Annotated in this window: 14 protein-coding genes; 7 read left to right on the top strand and 7 right to left on the bottom strand. The window is 70.5% G+C overall.

Annotated features, from left to right (window positions below; translation table 11 throughout):
• The first annotated feature begins 45 nt into the window (after window positions 1-45).
• Window positions 46-2,436 carry an outer membrane protein assembly factor BamB family protein gene (locus ACMGFG_RS06285; RefSeq protein WP_436929490.1) on the top strand — a complete coding sequence of 797 codons (2,391 nt, stop codon included), beginning with the start codon at window positions 46-48 and terminating at the stop codon, window positions 2,434-2,436.
• Window positions 2,436-3,014: a hypothetical protein gene (locus tag ACMGFG_RS06280; protein ID WP_436929489.1), complete on the top strand. Its 579-nt coding sequence runs from the start codon at window positions 2,436-2,438 to the stop codon at window positions 3,012-3,014. The genes ACMGFG_RS06285 and ACMGFG_RS06280 overlap by 1 nt, the downstream gene beginning before the upstream one ends.
• Before the next feature lie 37 nt (window positions 3,015-3,051).
• On the opposite strand, the gene ACMGFG_RS06275 is transcribed toward ACMGFG_RS06280, so the two are convergent.
• Window positions 3,052-4,455: a hypothetical protein gene (locus ACMGFG_RS06275; RefSeq protein ID WP_436929488.1), complete on the bottom strand. Its 1,404-nt coding sequence runs from the start codon at window positions 4,453-4,455 to the stop codon at window positions 3,052-3,054.
• Window positions 4,456-4,529: 74 nt separating this feature from the next.
• Window positions 4,530-4,760 (bottom strand): DUF433 domain-containing protein, encoded by a 231-nt coding sequence (locus tag ACMGFG_RS06270; protein WP_436929487.1) that lies wholly within the window; start codon window positions 4,758-4,760, stop codon window positions 4,530-4,532.
• A gap of 199 nt (window positions 4,761-4,959) precedes the next feature.
• Between ACMGFG_RS06270 and ACMGFG_RS06265 the strand changes: the two genes are divergently transcribed.
• Both ACMGFG_RS06265 and ACMGFG_RS06260 read left to right on the top strand, forming a co-directional pair.
• Complete coding sequence (locus ACMGFG_RS06265; protein ID WP_436929486.1) at window positions 4,960-6,237, top strand: DUF6498-containing protein; 1,278 nt, start codon at window positions 4,960-4,962, stop codon at window positions 6,235-6,237.
• 625 nt (window positions 6,238-6,862) lie between these two features.
• Window positions 6,863-7,657: a class I SAM-dependent methyltransferase gene (locus ACMGFG_RS06260; protein ID WP_436929485.1), complete on the top strand. Its 795-nt coding sequence runs from the start codon at window positions 6,863-6,865 to the stop codon at window positions 7,655-7,657.
• A gap of 447 nt (window positions 7,658-8,104) precedes the next feature.
• Here the strand turns inward: ACMGFG_RS06260 and cysK are convergent, their stop codons facing one another.
• Complete coding sequence (gene cysK, locus ACMGFG_RS06255; protein ID WP_436929484.1) at window positions 8,105-9,067, bottom strand: cysteine synthase A; 963 nt, start codon at window positions 9,065-9,067, stop codon at window positions 8,105-8,107.
• A 144-nt stretch (window positions 9,068-9,211) separates the two neighbouring features.
• Here cysK and ACMGFG_RS06250 point away from each other — a divergent pair, with 144 nt between their 5' ends.
• Window positions 9,212-10,312: an aminopeptidase gene (locus ACMGFG_RS06250; RefSeq protein ID WP_436929483.1), complete on the top strand. Its 1,101-nt coding sequence runs from the start codon at window positions 9,212-9,214 to the stop codon at window positions 10,310-10,312.
• A 25-nt stretch (window positions 10,313-10,337) separates the two neighbouring features.
• On the opposite strand, the gene ACMGFG_RS06245 is transcribed toward ACMGFG_RS06250, so the two are convergent.
• The 3 genes from ACMGFG_RS06245 to ACMGFG_RS06235 are packed head-to-tail and all read right to left on the bottom strand — an operon-like array spanning window position 10,338 to window position 12,226.
• Complete coding sequence (locus tag ACMGFG_RS06245; protein WP_436929482.1) at window positions 10,338-11,147, bottom strand: lipoate--protein ligase family protein; 810 nt, start codon at window positions 11,145-11,147, stop codon at window positions 10,338-10,340.
• A 40-nt stretch (window positions 11,148-11,187) separates the two neighbouring features.
• Window positions 11,188-11,517, bottom strand: a complete 330-nt coding sequence (locus tag ACMGFG_RS06240) for a hypothetical protein (RefSeq protein ID WP_436929481.1) — start codon at window positions 11,515-11,517, stop codon at window positions 11,188-11,190.
• A 43-nt stretch (window positions 11,518-11,560) separates the two neighbouring features.
• Window positions 11,561-12,226, bottom strand: a complete 666-nt coding sequence (locus ACMGFG_RS06235) for a helix-turn-helix domain-containing protein (protein ID WP_436929480.1) — start codon at window positions 12,224-12,226, stop codon at window positions 11,561-11,563.
• Between the two features lie 85 nt (window positions 12,227-12,311).
• Between ACMGFG_RS06235 and ACMGFG_RS06230 the strand changes: the two genes are divergently transcribed.
• Window positions 12,312-13,994, top strand: coding sequence for an NADH-quinone oxidoreductase subunit D (locus tag ACMGFG_RS06230; RefSeq protein WP_436929479.1), 1,683 nt, complete (start codon window positions 12,312-12,314; stop codon window positions 13,992-13,994).
• 90 nt (window positions 13,995-14,084) lie between these two features.
• On the opposite strand, the gene ACMGFG_RS06225 is transcribed toward ACMGFG_RS06230, so the two are convergent.
• Window positions 14,085-14,504, bottom strand: coding sequence for a DoxX family membrane protein (locus ACMGFG_RS06225; RefSeq protein ID WP_436929478.1), 420 nt, complete (start codon window positions 14,502-14,504; stop codon window positions 14,085-14,087).
• A gap of 301 nt (window positions 14,505-14,805) precedes the next feature.
• Here ACMGFG_RS06225 and ACMGFG_RS06220 point away from each other — a divergent pair, with 301 nt between their 5' ends.
• Window positions 14,806-15,189: a winged helix-turn-helix transcriptional regulator gene (locus ACMGFG_RS06220; protein ID WP_135364590.1), complete on the top strand. Its 384-nt coding sequence runs from the start codon at window positions 14,806-14,808 to the stop codon at window positions 15,187-15,189.
• The last annotated feature ends 31 nt before the right edge of the window (window positions 15,190-15,220 follow it).

The following is a 15,220-nucleotide window of genomic DNA, read 5'->3' as shown; positions in this document are numbered from 1 at the left end:
TGCCGCCACACGAGCGTTTATTGTGTCCTGTACGCAGGACTCGGTGTGAACGGAGAGGGTTTCGGTGAACCACCGGCGGCCGGGGTTTCGGGCGACGACGCCGGCCAAGTGGGTACGAGCGGGTCGTCGTGGCCGCAACCGCACTACGACGCGCGCAACAGCGCGTACACCCCCGACGCCGTGGTGCCGGACACGGAGCCGGGGCGACTCTGGACCTTCGGGGTCGGCGCCGAGCTGGAGACCGAACCGGTCGTCGCCGGCGGGTCGGCGTTCGTCGTGCCGCGGGACGACGTTCTGTACGCGGTCTCGCTGCGGGAGGGGACGGAGCGGTGGCGGTTCGACCCGGACGATCCGATATTCACGGCGCCCGCAGTCGCGGACGGAACCGTCTACGTCGCGCCGAACAACGGGCAGGTCCGCGCGCTCGCCGTCGAGGACGGGACCGAACGGTGGGCGGTCAACCCCGGACGGAGCGTGAATCCGCAGGTCACCGTCGCCGACGGCACCGTCTACGTCGTGACCTACTACGGGGACGTCTACGCGCTGTCGGCGTCCGACGGGGAACAGCAGTGGACGGCGTCGCTCGACGAGCGGGTCGCGACGCGGCCCCCGGTGGGCGACGGGGCGCTCTACGTGAGCACGCAGAGCGGGAACGTCCACGCGCTGGCGACCGCTGACGGGAGCGAGCGCTGGCGCTTCGAGACGGACAGCGAGTACATGTTCACGGAGCCGACGGTCGGTGACGGGACGGTGTACGTGCCGGTCGGGCGCGTCGACGACGGGAGCTACTACTACGCGCTGTCGACCGACGACGGGAGCGAGCGCTGGCGCCTCGAACGGTCGTCCGGGAGTCTCGACATGTCGCCGGCGGTGACCGACGACACAGTCTATCTCCAGGACGTGGAGGGGATCACCGCCCGGTCGCCGGCCGACGGGAGCGAGCGGTGGACCGGGTCGGTCGAGGGGGAGGCGACGGCGGTGGCGGTCACCGAGTCGGCGGTGGTCGTCGGCGGCGCGGGCGACGTCGTCACAGCGTTCGCGCGCTCGGACGGGTCGGTCCGCTGGCGTCGCGAGGTAGGCGGGACGACCGCGCCCGTCGCGGTCGCCGGCGGCGTCGTCTACGTGGCCAGCGGGAACCGCGGGCTCGTGGCCCTCGGCGACGAACTGCCGCCGACGCCCAGCCCCACACCCTCGCCGACGCCGACACCGAGTCCGACACCCACGCCGACCGCGACACCCACGGCGACGCCGTCGCCGACACCGACCGAGGCCCCTACGCCGACCGAGAGCGTGACCGCAACGCCTGGAGACGTGCCCTACGCGCTCCGGGAGGGCGTGAAGACGGTCGTCGACACCGGCTACGGGACCTACTACCTGATCCGGTCGATCCCGGAGGTCAACCCGGAGCGGGTGGCGGTGACGACGACCGACTACGGGCTGGTCGACCGGACGACGACGAAGGACGTGGTCGCGCTCGACACCTTCTCGGAGGGGCTGTGGGCGATCGACTGGGACCGGGAGGTCGAGCGGATGCGGACGGTTCGCGACGCGTCGGCGAGCTACGAGACACTCGGCCGGGTCACCCAGCTGGGGTGGGACGTTGCGGAGATCGTCGTCTTCATCTCCGGACAGTACACGAGCGCGCTCGTCGGACCGGCGCTGGGCATCATGAGCGACGCGATTAGCTGGTCGATGGATCCGGTGTCGCGACCCTACCGCGAGGCGTTCCAGAAGCTGACGGCGTGTCTGCAAAACGCCGAGTCGATCGACCAGCGGGCCCGGGGTATCCGCTCGTACAGCGGCCTCGACGAGACGCTCCGGACGTGGGCAGACGCGGCGGCGCTGCTACACAGTGGCATCAGTAGCGGATTGACGCTCGCGTCCGCGTGGGGGCAGTACCTGAGCGCGCTCGGGACGGCCGGGGCGAGCGCGTTCTCCGCATCGGCGTCGACAGCCCTCAAGGGAGCGCGTAGCTTTTTCGTCGGACTCGCCGTCACCGCGGCCAGCGGGATCGTCGAGAGCGACGTACAGAAGAAGACGTCGGTCCACGCGCTCCAGAACGCCTACGCTAACGCGCGACTGCCGGTCGTCAAGACGCTCCGAAACCTGCAGGCGAGGTTCGACCGGGACGAACACATCGTCGGCGACATCTTTGTGTACGACGCGTACCTCCAGTCGGCCTATCAGATGAACGCCCTCGCGTTCGAGGCCGCGTCGCTGTACTGGGAGGCGATCGCCGACGGGTGGCTCGGGGCGGTGTGGAACCCGTGGTCCGGCGCTCAGCGCAAGGCCGACGAGTACGCGCGCAGGGCCGACACCGCGAAGACGACTGCCCGAAAGAGCCAGGAGTTGTTCGGACTCGCCCAGACCGAGATCGGCGACGACGTAACCGGGTCGATCAACGCCGAGTTCTGGGCGAATGGCGGTGATGCCTGATGAACGCCGAACGACGTGACGTGCTGAAAGTCCTTACCGTCCTCGGCGTCGGTGGAGCGGGGTCGGCGCTGTTGCTCTCCGGCGACGGCGACGAGCGACCGGCCGGGTCGGAGCGCCGGACCGACTCGACCGACGCGCCGACCGCGACGGTCGGCGACGCGAACGGCTACGCCGCGGCCGTCGAACGTGCGAGCGCCGACCTCGGCGGAACGCCGCCGCTCCCGTCGGTCCAGCCCTTCGACTACGAGCCGGTCGACGTGACCTTCGAGGACCGGTGGCTCGCGCGATTCGTCGCGCGGCCGACCGACGGCGCCGACGGCGACAGGCTGCGGGTGACCCCTGGGACCCGGTCCGCCGAGGAACTGGCCGTGACGGTACACAACTGGCTCGGCCTACCCGACGAGCGGTGGGTGGAGACGACACTGGCCGGTGAGACGGTCGCCCTCCACGGTGGGACGGTCCGCGACCGCGTGGCCGTCGTCGGGACGCTTGACGAACGGGACCTGGTGGTCGGGGCGCGCGCCGTCGACGGGGTGGCCCTGGAATCGGTCGTCGCCGAGTGGACCATCGAGGGGTAGTCGACCGGCCGTCGGCCTGGATCGGCGGCGCGACAGGTCACCGCTCGACGGCGTCGGGCCGGTTCTGCACGCGGGGGTACCGCACCCCGAGCGCTTTCCAGTCCAGCCAGCGAGCGCCCGGTCGGTCGTCAGCGAGTTGCCCGTAGGGCGGGTCGCCGCCGGTCGGAATTTCGTCGACCGGACCGCTCGGCTCGACGGCGTCGGCGACGTACGCGGCGGCGTCGTCGGTCGCCCGCCAGACGCCCGCGGCGCAGGACGGCAGCGCGACGCCGACGTTGGCGACCCCGTCGAGCGGTTCCGCGCGGGGAACGGCCTCGCCGTCGATCCGCTGCTGGAGCGTCGCGTAGGCGTAGAACTCCAGGTCGGCCCCGTCGGCGGCGCGGTCCTTGACGGCGGGGACGAGTTCGAACAGCTTGTTGTAGCCGACCTCGACCTTCTCGGGGTCGAGCGTGCCCATCGCCTCGTCGGTGGTCTCGTCGAGGTCGACCGCCTCGGCGGCGGAGTCGTTGGTGACGTACCAGGTGACGTAGTTCGCCCCGCGGTGGCGGTGCCGCCGCGGGACGACTGACATCCCCTTGTGCGGGAGGTAGGCGCCGACCGCCGGGAGGTCCTCGGCCGGCCCGCGCACCGCCAGCACCAGCTGGTTGCGGTAGGTCACCGGGTCGAGCGACTCGCGGACCGCGTCGGCGTCGCCCCCTGCGTCGCGGAACGACTCGCGATCGACCAGCGAGTCGACGAACCGGTGGGTGCCCGTGCCGGTCGCGGCGACGACGTAGTCCGGGTCGACCCGCAGGGTCAACTTCTGGTGGGTCTCGACGGTGAGTCGTTCCAGCGCAGGGGCGGACGACCCTCCCGTCGCGAACTCCGTGGCCGTGATGTCACCGACGACGATGCGCTGTTCGTGGTCCGCCGCGAGCGCCTCGACGAGCGCCTCGCGGTCGATCACGTACTCGTCGATGGCCGCGACGTGCTCGCCGCTGCCCTTCGCGAAGACGGTCCCCTCGCGGTAGATCTCGTGGAGATCCGCGAGTTCGCGCTCGTCGTACTCGTAGCCGGCCTCGTCCCACTGGTCGACGAGGTGCCGATACGGGTGGTCCGTCGAGCAGACGTACCACTCGCCGCCCTCGACGGGGACGCGGGCGTCCTCGGCGAACGGCAGCCACCGCTCGTCGACGGCCTCGCGGCGGGCGCGGTCGGGGTTCAGGTACCCCTTCGCGAGCACGCCCGGCCAGTCGAACGTCTGGCCGCCGCCCAGCGGCGTGTTCGAGACGAGCGCGGCGGCGTAGCCGCGGTCGACGAGTTCGTCCAGCAGCACGAGCCCCTGGACGCCGCCGCCGACGACCAGCACGTCCACGTCGGCGGTCGGGTACCACTCCAGGTACTCGCGGGCCTGCTCCCACAGCGACACCCCACGGTCGAACTCCGGCTCGTCCGCTCCCATTCGTTGTCCGCTCTTTTCGCCCGCTGTACATATGCTTGACTGCTGGACTCACTCGTCGCGATACGGTGGTCGCGTTACGCCGAAGTTGACCCGGGGGTGGCCGACCGGAACTCGTCGATGTGGTCGTAATAGTACGCGAGCGCCCGATGTACGTCGGAGAGCGTCAGGTCCGGGTAGAGCTGCGCGATCTCGTCGGGCTCGTATCCGCTGTGTTCGTACGCTTCCGCGATGTCCTCGACGCGAATCCCGGTCCCTTCCACGGTCGGGACACCGTCGCTGTGTCGGTCGTCCCTGACGATTCCCATCGTGTATCTGTTCTCGTCATCCGTCTTGAACTACCGGGTCGGAATGGATCCGGAGGAGGGTTCCCGTCGGTTCGAGCGACGGGCATCTGCCGCTACGCCAGCCGGTCCGGCAGTCCGACAGTCGGCCAGGTCACCGCGAGCGGACAGTGACCTGCCCGGGAACCGTGACCCTCAACTGAGCGAGCCCCGAGGGTCGGCTATGCGAGTCCCCGCCGTCGGCCGCCCGGGGCCGCTCGCGGTGGTCGCCTCGAACGCGGTGGCCCCCGTGGGCGTCCTCGCGCTCGGGTGGTCGGCCACCGTCCTCCTCGGCGTGTTCGTCCTCGAACTCGCGGCCGTGCTGTTCTGGTCGGCTGTGAAGGTCCCGTTCGCGGCCAAGCGCCCGAACAACCTGATGGACGACCAGCGACTGCTGGGTCCGCTGCAGGCCAAGCGCGGCGGGATCGACCTCCCGGGACCGCTCCCGCCGGTCTACCTCCGGAACGTCCCGACGCTGGTCGCGCTCGTCGCCCTCCTCGCGCCGATCGAGCTCGGGGTCGCGTTCCTCGTGTTCGCGCTCTCGGACCCGACGATCACCACTGAGACCACCGGGCAGTTGCTGGTCGGCGGCGTCGGCGTCTTCGCCGCCCGCGGCGTCGAGACCTGGGCCGACTACTTCCGCGCTGGCGGCTACCGCGACCACTCGGCGCGGTCCGTGGCGCTCGCGCCGTTCAAGTACGTCTTCGGCGTCGGGACGCTCCTGTTCGTCGTCGGCCCGTTCGGCCTCGACAGCGGCGCGGTGCTGGCGCTGGTCGTCGCCGGCAAGCTCGCCTACGACCTCCGGACGATCCAGGTCGAGCGCGACCCGGACAGACGGGGGGTCTTCTACCGCCTCTACGGGAGCAAGGAGACCGAGATCGAGCCCGCGCCGATCCCCGAACCCGACGGCGAACCGGTCGCCCACGTCCGCCCCTCGCGGTCGGTCGCCGTCACCGACGCGCTCTACCGCGGTGGCTTCTACACCCTGACCAGCCCCGTCGTCCTCTGCTACGTCGTCGCGGCGCTGCTCGCCGTCTTCGCGCCCTCCTGGCTCGTAGCGGTCCCCCTCGCCGTCGTCCTCGCGTTCGGGGCGGTCCGGGCGACGACGCGCTACCTCCGGTACGGTACCCTGGAGTACCGCTCGTACGACGGCGTCCTCGTCGCCTACGACACGCTGTTCGGCGAGCCCCAGCAGCGGATCGAGCGCGACGGCGTGAAGCGCGTCGCCGTCGAGCACGACCCCGTCGACCGGTGGTTCGACACCGCCACGATCGAGTTCGACCGCGGCGACGACGCGCCGCCGCTGCAGTTCACGGTCCCCGACCCCGAGGAGGTCGAGCACGACGACACGCCCGGGTCGCTGGTCGCCGCCCACGTCGACGACCCCGGGGCGCTCGCGGACGCGCTCGGGGTCGGCTGGCTCTACGAGCGCGATGTCGAGTCGACGGCCGGCACGGACTGAGCCGTCCGGCGAGGCCGATACGGGCGAGGGCCGGTGCGGAGGCGGTTGCGGTGCGGTTGACGCGCGCTGTCGTCTCGGAGTCACTTGCGATTCCGATGGGCCGTCAGAGCTTGCTCTGACGTTGGCGCGCTCTCGGGCGCGCGACGGAACCGCGCGAGGTCCTCGTGAACTCGTGAGCGAAGGCTCGTCGGAGCGTGCTCCGACGGTGGATGAGCGACGACAGGAGCGAATCGGCTGTGGAGGTGTGTGGCCGTCTGCGGTGCTGTGCGGGGCGGTCGCGGTGCCGTGCTGTTCCTGGTGTCCGCGCGACCGTGTGAGCGCGGGCTCGGGAGAGCGTGTTCTCCCGGCGGACTGAACGGGCGAGGCCCGCTCGCGCCGACAGTCGCCTGAGCGACCGCTATCCGAAGCGGCCGGAGGCCGCGAGGATATGTCGCTCAGCGACCGCGAGCGCGCCGAGGGCGTTCACCGCTCACTGTCGAGTGCGGTAGCGTCTCCAGTTAGCGAGCGGGACGGGGGCGTTCGACTTCGATACCCAGTGTGGAGGACGGATCGACCGCTTCACTCGCGACCGGTGCCGAGTATCGACCGACGCGCCTATGCGGCCGCGGCGTCGAACGAACGCCCAGTGCGAGAGTTCAGCGCCGACTACCTGGAGACGACCCGCGAGGGGATGTGGGCCGACTCCCGCGAGGCCCTGTCGGATCTGGACCTCGGAAGCCGCGAACGCATCCTCGACGTGGGCTGCGGGACGGGCGAACTCACGCGCGTCCTCGCCGAGGAGAGCGGCGCCGAAGTGATCGGCGCCGACGCGGACCCGCGGCTGCTCTCGGTCGCGGGCGAGTTCGCGCCCGTCGTCCGCGCGGACGCGACGCGCCTGCCGTTCACCGCGGACGCCGTCGACCTGGTGGTCTGCCAGGCGCTGCTCATCAACCTGCCCGACCCCGTCGGCGCGGTCGAGGAGTTCGCCCGTGTCTCCTCGGGTCTCGTGGCCGCCGTCGAGCCGGACAACGGCGCCGTCAGTGTCGACTCGACGGTCGACGCCGAGCCGCCGCTGGCCCGCCGCGCCCGCGAGCGATTCCTCGACGGCGTCGAGACCGACGTGACCCTCGGCGCGGGCGCCCGCGACGTGTTCGAGGAGGCCGGCCTCGGCATCGTCTCGACACGGCGGTACGACCACGAGCGGGTGGTGGCGCCGCCCTACTCCGAGGCGGCCGTCGAGGCCGCCCGCCGGAAGGTCACCGGCGAGGGGCTGGCCGACGACCGCGAGACGATCCTCTCGGGGGCGACCACCGAGGGGGAGTACGACGACCTGCACTCGGCGTGGCGCGCGATGGGCCGCGACGTGGTCGACCAGATGAGCGACGAGGAGTACGTCCGCACCGAGACGGTCCCCTTCTTCGTGACCGTCGGCCGTGTCTGAGCGCTGTTCGTGTGAGTTCGCCGTCCTGTAGTTCCTGCCGGATCGAGTCGCGTCCGGTGGCGACGGACGCTGAACGCCCTCGGCCCGCTCGCTCTGAGTCGGACCAGCCGCAGGAAACAGCACGCGATGAAAGCCCTCGGCCCGCTCGCGGTCGCTGAGCGACATATCCTCGCTTCGCTCGGATAGGGGTCGCTCAGGCGACTGTCGGCGCGAGCGGGCCTCGCCCGTTCAGTCCGCCAGGAGACCACGACCGCACAGCGCCGGGGCCAGCCACACACCTCCCCAGCCGACTGCGCTACTCGGCTCGCTTCGCTCGCCTGCGTTGCTCATCCACCGTCGGAGCACGCTCCGACGAGCCTTCGCTCACGAGTTCACGAGGACCTCGCGCGGCTTCGGTCGCGCGATGAAACACGCGACAGCGCACGCCGACACGGAAAGCCGAAAGGTCTAGTCGTCGGCGGGTGCGGGCTCGCCGGACTCGCCGGCTTCCCAGTGGCTGACGTTCGCGGGTTCGAAGAGATCGGTCGAGAGGTACCGTTCGCCGGTATCGGGGAGGACGACGACCACCAGGTCGTCGGGGCGCTCGCGAGCAACCTCGGCGGCCGCCGCCAGGGCGGCGCCGGCGGAGACGCCCGTCAGGATGCCCTCCTCGCGGGCGAGCTTGCGCGTCGTCTCGACCGCCCGCTCGTGTTCGACGGCGCGGACCTCGTCCAGGAGTTCGGTCCGCAGGATCTCGGGGACGAAGCCCGCGCCGATCCCCTGGATGGAGTGCGACCCGGGTTCGCCGCCCGAGAGGACCGGCGAGTCGGCCGGCTCGACGGCGACCGAATCCACGTCGGCGGCCCGTTCTTCCTCAAAATATTCGGAGACGCCGGTGATCGTGCCGCCGGTGCCGACGCCGGCGACGAAGACGTCGACCTCGCCGTCCGTGTCCGCCCAGACCTCCGGGCCGGTCGTCGAGCGGTGGGCCTCGGGGTTGGCGATGTTCTCGAACTGGCTGGCGACGACGCCGTCGCGCTCGTCGGCGATGGCGTCGGCGGCCTCGATGGCGCCGTCCATCCCGCCGTCGGCGGGGGTGAGCACGACCTCCGCTCCGAGGGCCGACAGCAGCGCGCGCCGCTCCTCGCTCATCGACTCGGGCATCGTCAGCACGAGGTCGTAGCCGCGGGCGGCGCAGGCCATCGCCAGCCCGATGCCGGTGTTGCCGGAGGTCGCCTCGACGACGAGATCGGCGTCGTCGAGGTGACCCATCCGCTCGGCGCGGTCGAGCATGGCGGCGCCGATGCGGTCTTTCACCGAGCTGGCAGGGTTGAACGACTCGACCTTGCCCGCGAGGTTGTCGGCGAACGAGTCCAGCCACACGAGCGGTGTGTCGCCGATCTCCGCGGCGATGTCGTCTGCGATTTCCATCGTCTCGCCGTAGGCGTTCGCCGCGGTTGGGTCGCCGCCCTCAACATCGGGGGTAACGACCCCCTCCCCCGGGGTCGGCCCCTCGAAGGAGACGGGACCGCTCCGTCGGGGAACCGTTAATTGGCTGCCGGGCGACCGACCGGTATGGACCCACGAGTCGAGGACCACGCGGACGTCATCGTCGACCACTCGGTCGGGATCGAAGCCGGCGACGAGGTGCTGATCACGGCGTCGCCGGAGGCCGAGGACCTGGTCGTCGCGCTGGAGGAGCGCATCGGCGAGCGCGGCGCACAGAGCGTCACGCTCGGCGGCTCCAGTCGCGGGCGACGGGCGTTCATGCGTGCGATGGACCCCGACGACTACGACGAACCGCCGGCTGCCCTGCAGGCGCTGGTCGAGGAGATCGACGTCGCCATCGCGATCCGGTCGGCGCGCAACACCAACGAGACCGGCGACGTGCCGCCCGAGAAGAACGCGGCCTACTCGAAGCTCATGAAGCCGATTCAGGACGCCTACATGGACAAGCGCTGGGTCGGCACGCAGTACCCCGCGCCCGGAAACGCCCAGGACGCCGAGATGAGCACCGAGGCCTACGAGGACTTCGTCTACGACGCCGTCACCAAAGACTGGGACGAACAGCGCGAGTTCCAGGCCAACATGGTCGAGATCCTGGAGGGCGCCGACGAGGTCCGGATCGTCTCCGGCGACACGACCGACGTGACCATGTCCGTCGCGGGGATGAACCCCGTCAACGACTACGCCGAGAAGAACCTCCCCGGCGGCGAGGTGTTCACCGCGCCCGTCCCCGACAGCGTCGACGGCGAGGTGCTGTTCGACATGCCCCTGATGGCCCAGGGCCGGGAGGTCGAGGACGTGCGCCTCGTCTTCGAGGAGGGAGAGGTCGTCGAGTTCGAGGCGGCGAAAAACGAGGAGGTGCTCGCAGCGGTGCTGGACACCGACCCCGGCGCGAAGCGACTGGGCGAACTGGGCATCGGGATGAACCGCGATATCGACCGATTCACCTACAACATGCTGTTCGACGAGAAGATGGGCGACACCGTCCACATGGCACTCGGTCGCACCATCGACGAGAACGTCCCCGACGACAGCGACCTGGAAGGGAACGACTCGGCGATGCACATGGACATGATCGTCGACATGAGCGAGGACTCGTACATCGAGGTCGACGGCGAGGTCGTCCAGCGGGACGGTACCTTCCGATTCGAGGACGGCTTCGAGGGCTGAGCGAGCGCCCCGGCGCCCGCTATCCTCACAGCGGGTCGTCGCCGTCCTTCGTCCACCCCGCGTCCTCGTACTTCTCCCGTGCTCGCTCCCGCGCCCGCGACAGTTCCGACTCCAACCACGTGCCTTCGTGGGCATCGGCCCACGACCGGAGCGCCCCCTCCAGCTCCGCGACGGCCTCGTCCCTGTCGATCCCCGACTGCTCGCGGACGCTCGTCACGCGCTCGTCGAACTCGGCGGCGGTGGCGTCCGGGTCGTCGAAACAGTTCAGGTGACGGTCGGTCGTCCGCGCGAAGGTGATCGAGCCGTGCTGGACGACCGCCGCCTTCTGGCGGTACTGGGCGTTGCCCGAGATCTTCCGGCCGTCGCCGGCGACCACGTCGTGGGCAGGGTGCAGCGCCCGGAGGTAACACGCCGGCTCGTACACCGCCTGCCGCTCCGCGTCGGCGAAGTGCGCGTCGACGCCCATCCCGTCGAGGGCGTCGAACAGCGGTTCGCAGAGCAACTCGTAGGAGTCCATGAGGTCGCCGGGGAGTTCGTCGGCCGGCGCGACCACGGAGTAGGAGATGTCGCCGTGGCTGTCGTGGTAGATGGCGCCGCCGCCGGTCGGCCGGCGGGTGACCGCCACCCCCTCGCGCTCGCAGTACTCCCAGTCGACCGTCGCGGGGTCCTGGTGGTAGCCCAGCGAGAGCGTGCTGGGCTCCCAGCGGTAGACCCGGAGGGTGCGGACCCCCTCCTCGGCGGCAGTCTCGGCGGCCGTCTCGTCCAGCGCCATGTTCATCGGCCCCGGGCGGGACTCCTCGGCGATCAGCCGCCACTCCCGGTCGGCCAGGCTCATGGGCGGAGTTGGGACAGCGCCAGGTTAGGGGTTGCGTTCGTCAGGTCCGGCGCTCGCGGGCGACCAGCGCGAGCGTCACGGTACCGGCGGCGAGGAGCGGCCCGGCGACCAGCGGACTCGTCAGCCGCGAGGCGAGGAAGTCGACGAACTGGGGGAGATACGGGCGGCCGACGACCGCGAATCCGTAGCGCGCCGCGATCGCCGACGGCGACCCGTCCGGGTTCGGCCACAGCGGGTCGGGGCCGACTGCGAGGAACACCGCGAACAGGACCGACAGCGCAAGGAGGACGGCGCCGACGGCTCTGCCGTACGCGCGGAGGTACCACCGTCGCGACTCCGGAGCCCGCGCTCCGGGCGGCTGATGTCGCATGGACGAACGGACGACCGCCCGGCGGAAAAACTCTCCCCCGCCGTCAGAACGGTCCCGTCGAGACGACGTTTCGCATGACCGAGCGCTCGGCCCGGCGCAGCAGTTCGGCGGCGGTGCCGGGCGCGCAGTCGAGGCGGTCGCCCACGTCCTCGACGCTGCCCTCGCGGGGGGTCTCGTAGTAGCCGCAGTCGACCGCCGCGACGACGGCCTCGAACTGCCGGTCGGTCAGGTCGCCCCCGGCGTCCAGCCGCCGGGCGTCGTACTCGCCGACCTCCAGCACCTCGGCGTCCATCCCCCCGGGCATCTCCTCGACGGCGGTCTGGAGCTTCTCGGCGGGGCCGACCGCGGTCAGCCGGACGGTCCCGTCGGCGCGGTACTCGATGGGCATCACTCCGACCAGCCCCGGCTGGGTGAGCGCGCCGACGAAGTCCCGGCTGTGCTCCGGGATCGACTCGCGGACGTAGAGGTAGAACGTGTCGTCGGGACACCGGGAGATCTCGTAGGTCGACACACTCTCGGTCGCCCGCAGCGCCGGCTCGTAGGGGTCGGGGTCGCCGTCGACGTGAAACAGGAAGGCCGGGTCCTCGTCCAGCGCCGTGTTGTACTGCAGCAGCCGCGAGACGCTGTACCCCTCCCGCTCGACGACGAACTGGTGCATCGGGTGTCGCACGGCCGGTTCCTGGTGGACCGCGACGCGCAGGTACCGCATCGCCCGATCGGTGCCGCCGGTCCGACTTAAATCCCACCCACCCGTGAGGGCCAACGGCGATTATCCGACCGCGCCAACGGCGCGTATGGACCAGCGACAGCGACAGGTGGACGAACGGGCCGAGAACGTCACAGCAACGGCGGACGCCGACTCGCCGCTGGAGGCGGCCCTGTCGGTCGTCCCCGACGACGCCGTCACCGACACCGAACAGCATCTGAACGCCCCTGCGCTCGTCGTCCGGGCCGACCGCGTGCAGGCGGCGCTGTCGGCGCTGCGCGAGCGGGCGGGCTTCGACCACTGCGCCTGCGTCACCGGCCAGGCCTACGGCGACCGCTACGAGTCGATATACCACCTCCGGAGCTACGACGACCCCACCCGGGAACTGTCCGTCGTCGTCCCGACGCCCGCCGCTCGCCCCGAACAGGAGAGCGCGGCACCGGTGTACCCGACCGCCGACTGGCACGAGCGGGAGGCCTACGACCTCGTGGGGATCGAGTACGACGACCACCCGGACCTGCGGCGGATCCTCCTGCCGGAGACCTGGCAGGGCCACCCACTGGACCCGGACTTCAGCGGTGAGGAACCGCAAATCGTCACCTTCCGCGAGCACGAGAACCCGCTGGCCGACGACCACCGCGACGGCGACACGATGTACGTCAACCTCGGCCCGCACCACCCGGCGACCCACGGCGTGCTCCGCGTCGGCGCCACGCTCGACGGCGAGTACGTCGCCGAGGTGACTCCCGACATCGGCTACATCCACCGCTGCGAGGAGCAGATGTGCCAGCAGGGCACCTACCGCCACCAGATCATGCCCTACCCGGACCGGTGGGACTGGTCGGGCGCCGGCCTCTGCAACGAGTGGGCCTACGCCCGCGTCGCCGAGGACCTGGCCGACATCGACGTGCCCGAGTACGCCCAGGTGATACGGACGATGAGCGCCGAACTCTCGCGGCTGCTCGGGCATTTCCTCGCCGTCGCCACCTACGCGCTGGACGTGATCGGCGAGTTCACCGCCGTGTTCATGTACGGGATCGAGGAGCGCGAGCGCGTCCAGTCCATCCTGGAGGACCTGACCGGCCAGCGCCTGATGTTCAACTACTTCCGGCTGGGCGGGGTGGCGTGGGATCTGCCCGACCCCCGCGCGGACTTCTTCGCCGAGATCCGCGAGTTTCTCGACGACCTGCCCGAGCGGCTCGCCGAGTACCACGATCTCCTGACCAGCAACGAGGTCTTCCAGATCCGCACGGTCGAGACCGGGGAGCTATCGGCCGAGACAGTCAAGGAGTACGGCTGTACCGGCCCCGTCGCCCGGGGGTCGGGCGTCGACTACGACCTGCGCCGGGACGACCCGTACGGCTACTACCCCGAACTCGACTGGGACGTGGTCACCGAGGACGGCGGGGACAACTACGCGCGCGTGCTCGTGCGCCTGCGAGAGATAGAGGAGTCCGCCCGGATCATCGAACAGTGCGTCGACCTGCTGGAGGGGTGGCCCGAGGACGAGCGCACCGTGCAGGCGAACGTCCCGCGGACGCTGCGACCCGACCCCGACACCGAGATCTACCGCGCCGTCGAGTCCGCCAAGGGGGAACTCGGCATCTACATCCGCGCCGACGGCACGGACAAGCCCGCTCGCTTCAAAATCCGCGGCCCCTCCTTCTCGAATCTCTCCGCGCTGGAGGAGGCCGCCCGCGGCGAGTTCGTCGCCGACCTCATCGCCACCATCGGAAGCCTCGACCCCATCATGGGCGACGTGGATCGCTGACGGGGACGCCGTGACGGAGAGGTCGGCGAGCGCTCGCCGATCCCGAACCGACCCGTGTCACCGCCGAACCGGAGCCGCCCGCGAATCACCTCAGAAGAGACCGACCCCGACCGCGTAGGGCCACGCCTGGCCGCCCAGCGCGAGGAGCGCGAGCGCGCCGCCGGCCAGCGCGACGTTCTTCAGGAAGCCCGTCATCTCGTCCTGGGTCTGGTCGTCGGGGACCGCCCAGAAGTCGTGCATCGTCACCGCCGAGACCAGCAGGAAGGTCGCGAGCGCGCCGGCCGCCAGTACGGGAGCGACGCCGAGGACGATCCCGAGCCCGCCGAGGACGAGCACGACGCCGGACGCCACCACCGAGAACGCCGGCGCCGGGATACCCTTCATCTCCGCGTAGCCGCTCATTTGCTCGACACCCGAGAAGTGGTTGAGGCCCATGAACGCGAGGACGCCGCCGAACAGGACCCGCGCGAGCAGGAAGACCACCTCGCCCGCGGCCGACTCGACGGCCATCAGGCCGTCACCTCCGTTCGAACCACAGCCTGTTCGTCGTCCGTGCTACCGTCGTGACCGAGCGTCTCTGACATCGAAACCACGTACGACCCCCACACAAATATACGTTATCTGACACTCGTGTCACCGGGAGACGCCGATGTTACCGGCTGTGCTCGACGTGACTCCCGGGCGTAACCGGCAGCGAACAGCGGCTGGTGGCCGCGACGGCCGGCGAGTTTCGGCAGGGAATCTGGTAGCGTGGTGTTACCGGGTTCGTGAACGAACTACCTAAGTAGGTGGGTGCAGTATGGCGAGGTACATGGCGACCAACGCGAACGCGGAGGCGGCCAACCCCGAGGCCTGTCCGGTAGTCGACTCGCTCGAACAGATCGGCTCGCAGTGGCGGCTGGTGGTGCTGTACGACCTCCAGGAGGGCGAGAAGCGGTTCAACGAACTGAAACGGTCGACCGGCGCGAGCTCGCGCACGCTTTCACGAGTGCTCGACGACCTGCAGGAACTGGACCTGGTCGACCGCCGACTCGAGGAAGACGCCCCGGTCGCGACGTTCTACTCGCTGACCGCGAAGGGGGAGTCGCTCTGTCCGGTGTTCGACGCCATCGAGTCGTGGGCCGACGAGTGGCTCGGCGAGGACGCCGACGGGAAAGAGGCGATGGCCGCCGTCGAGGCCGTCGCCGGCGAGTAGCCGTCCGACGACGATACGCGTTCTGCCGCGC

This window comes from Halosimplex halobium (assembly GCF_051414055.1).
Taxonomy (GTDB): Archaea; Halobacteriota; Halobacteria; order Halobacteriales; family Haloarculaceae; genus Halosimplex; species Halosimplex halobium.
The sequence above is the reverse complement of the archived record's forward strand: the minus strand, read 5'-3'. Positions and strand labels throughout refer to the sequence as shown.

Excerpts from the sequence above, each read along its gene's own strand:
- ACMGFG_RS06280 (WP_436929489.1), top strand. The coding sequence starts at position 2,436 with ATGAACGCCGAACGACGTGACGTGCTGAAAGTCCTTACCGTCCTCGGC.
- ACMGFG_RS06275 (WP_436929488.1), bottom strand. The coding sequence starts at position 4,455 with ATGGGAGCGGACGAGCCGGAGTTCGACCGTGGGGTGTCGCTGTGGGAG.
- ACMGFG_RS06270 (WP_436929487.1), bottom strand. The coding sequence starts at position 4,760 with ATGGGAATCGTCAGGGACGACCGACACAGCGACGGTGTCCCGACCGTG.
- ACMGFG_RS06265 (WP_436929486.1), top strand. The coding sequence starts at position 4,960 with ATGCGAGTCCCCGCCGTCGGCCGCCCGGGGCCGCTCGCGGTGGTCGCC.
- cysK (WP_436929484.1), bottom strand. The coding sequence starts at position 9,067 with ATGGAAATCGCAGACGACATCGCCGCGGAGATCGGCGACACACCGCTC.
- ACMGFG_RS06250 (WP_436929483.1), top strand. The coding sequence starts at position 9,212 with ATGGACCCACGAGTCGAGGACCACGCGGACGTCATCGTCGACCACTCG.
- ACMGFG_RS06245 (WP_436929482.1), bottom strand. The coding sequence starts at position 11,147 with ATGAGCCTGGCCGACCGGGAGTGGCGGCTGATCGCCGAGGAGTCCCGC.
- ACMGFG_RS06240 (WP_436929481.1), bottom strand. The coding sequence starts at position 11,517 with ATGCGACATCAGCCGCCCGGAGCGCGGGCTCCGGAGTCGCGACGGTGG.
- ACMGFG_RS06235 (WP_436929480.1), bottom strand. The coding sequence starts at position 12,226 with ATGCGGTACCTGCGCGTCGCGGTCCACCAGGAACCGGCCGTGCGACAC.
- ACMGFG_RS06230 (WP_436929479.1), top strand. The coding sequence starts at position 12,312 with ATGGACCAGCGACAGCGACAGGTGGACGAACGGGCCGAGAACGTCACA.
- ACMGFG_RS06225 (WP_436929478.1), bottom strand. The coding sequence starts at position 14,504 with ATGGCCGTCGAGTCGGCCGCGGGCGAGGTGGTCTTCCTGCTCGCGCGG.
- ACMGFG_RS06220 (WP_135364590.1), top strand. The coding sequence starts at position 14,806 with ATGGCGACCAACGCGAACGCGGAGGCGGCCAACCCCGAGGCCTGTCCG.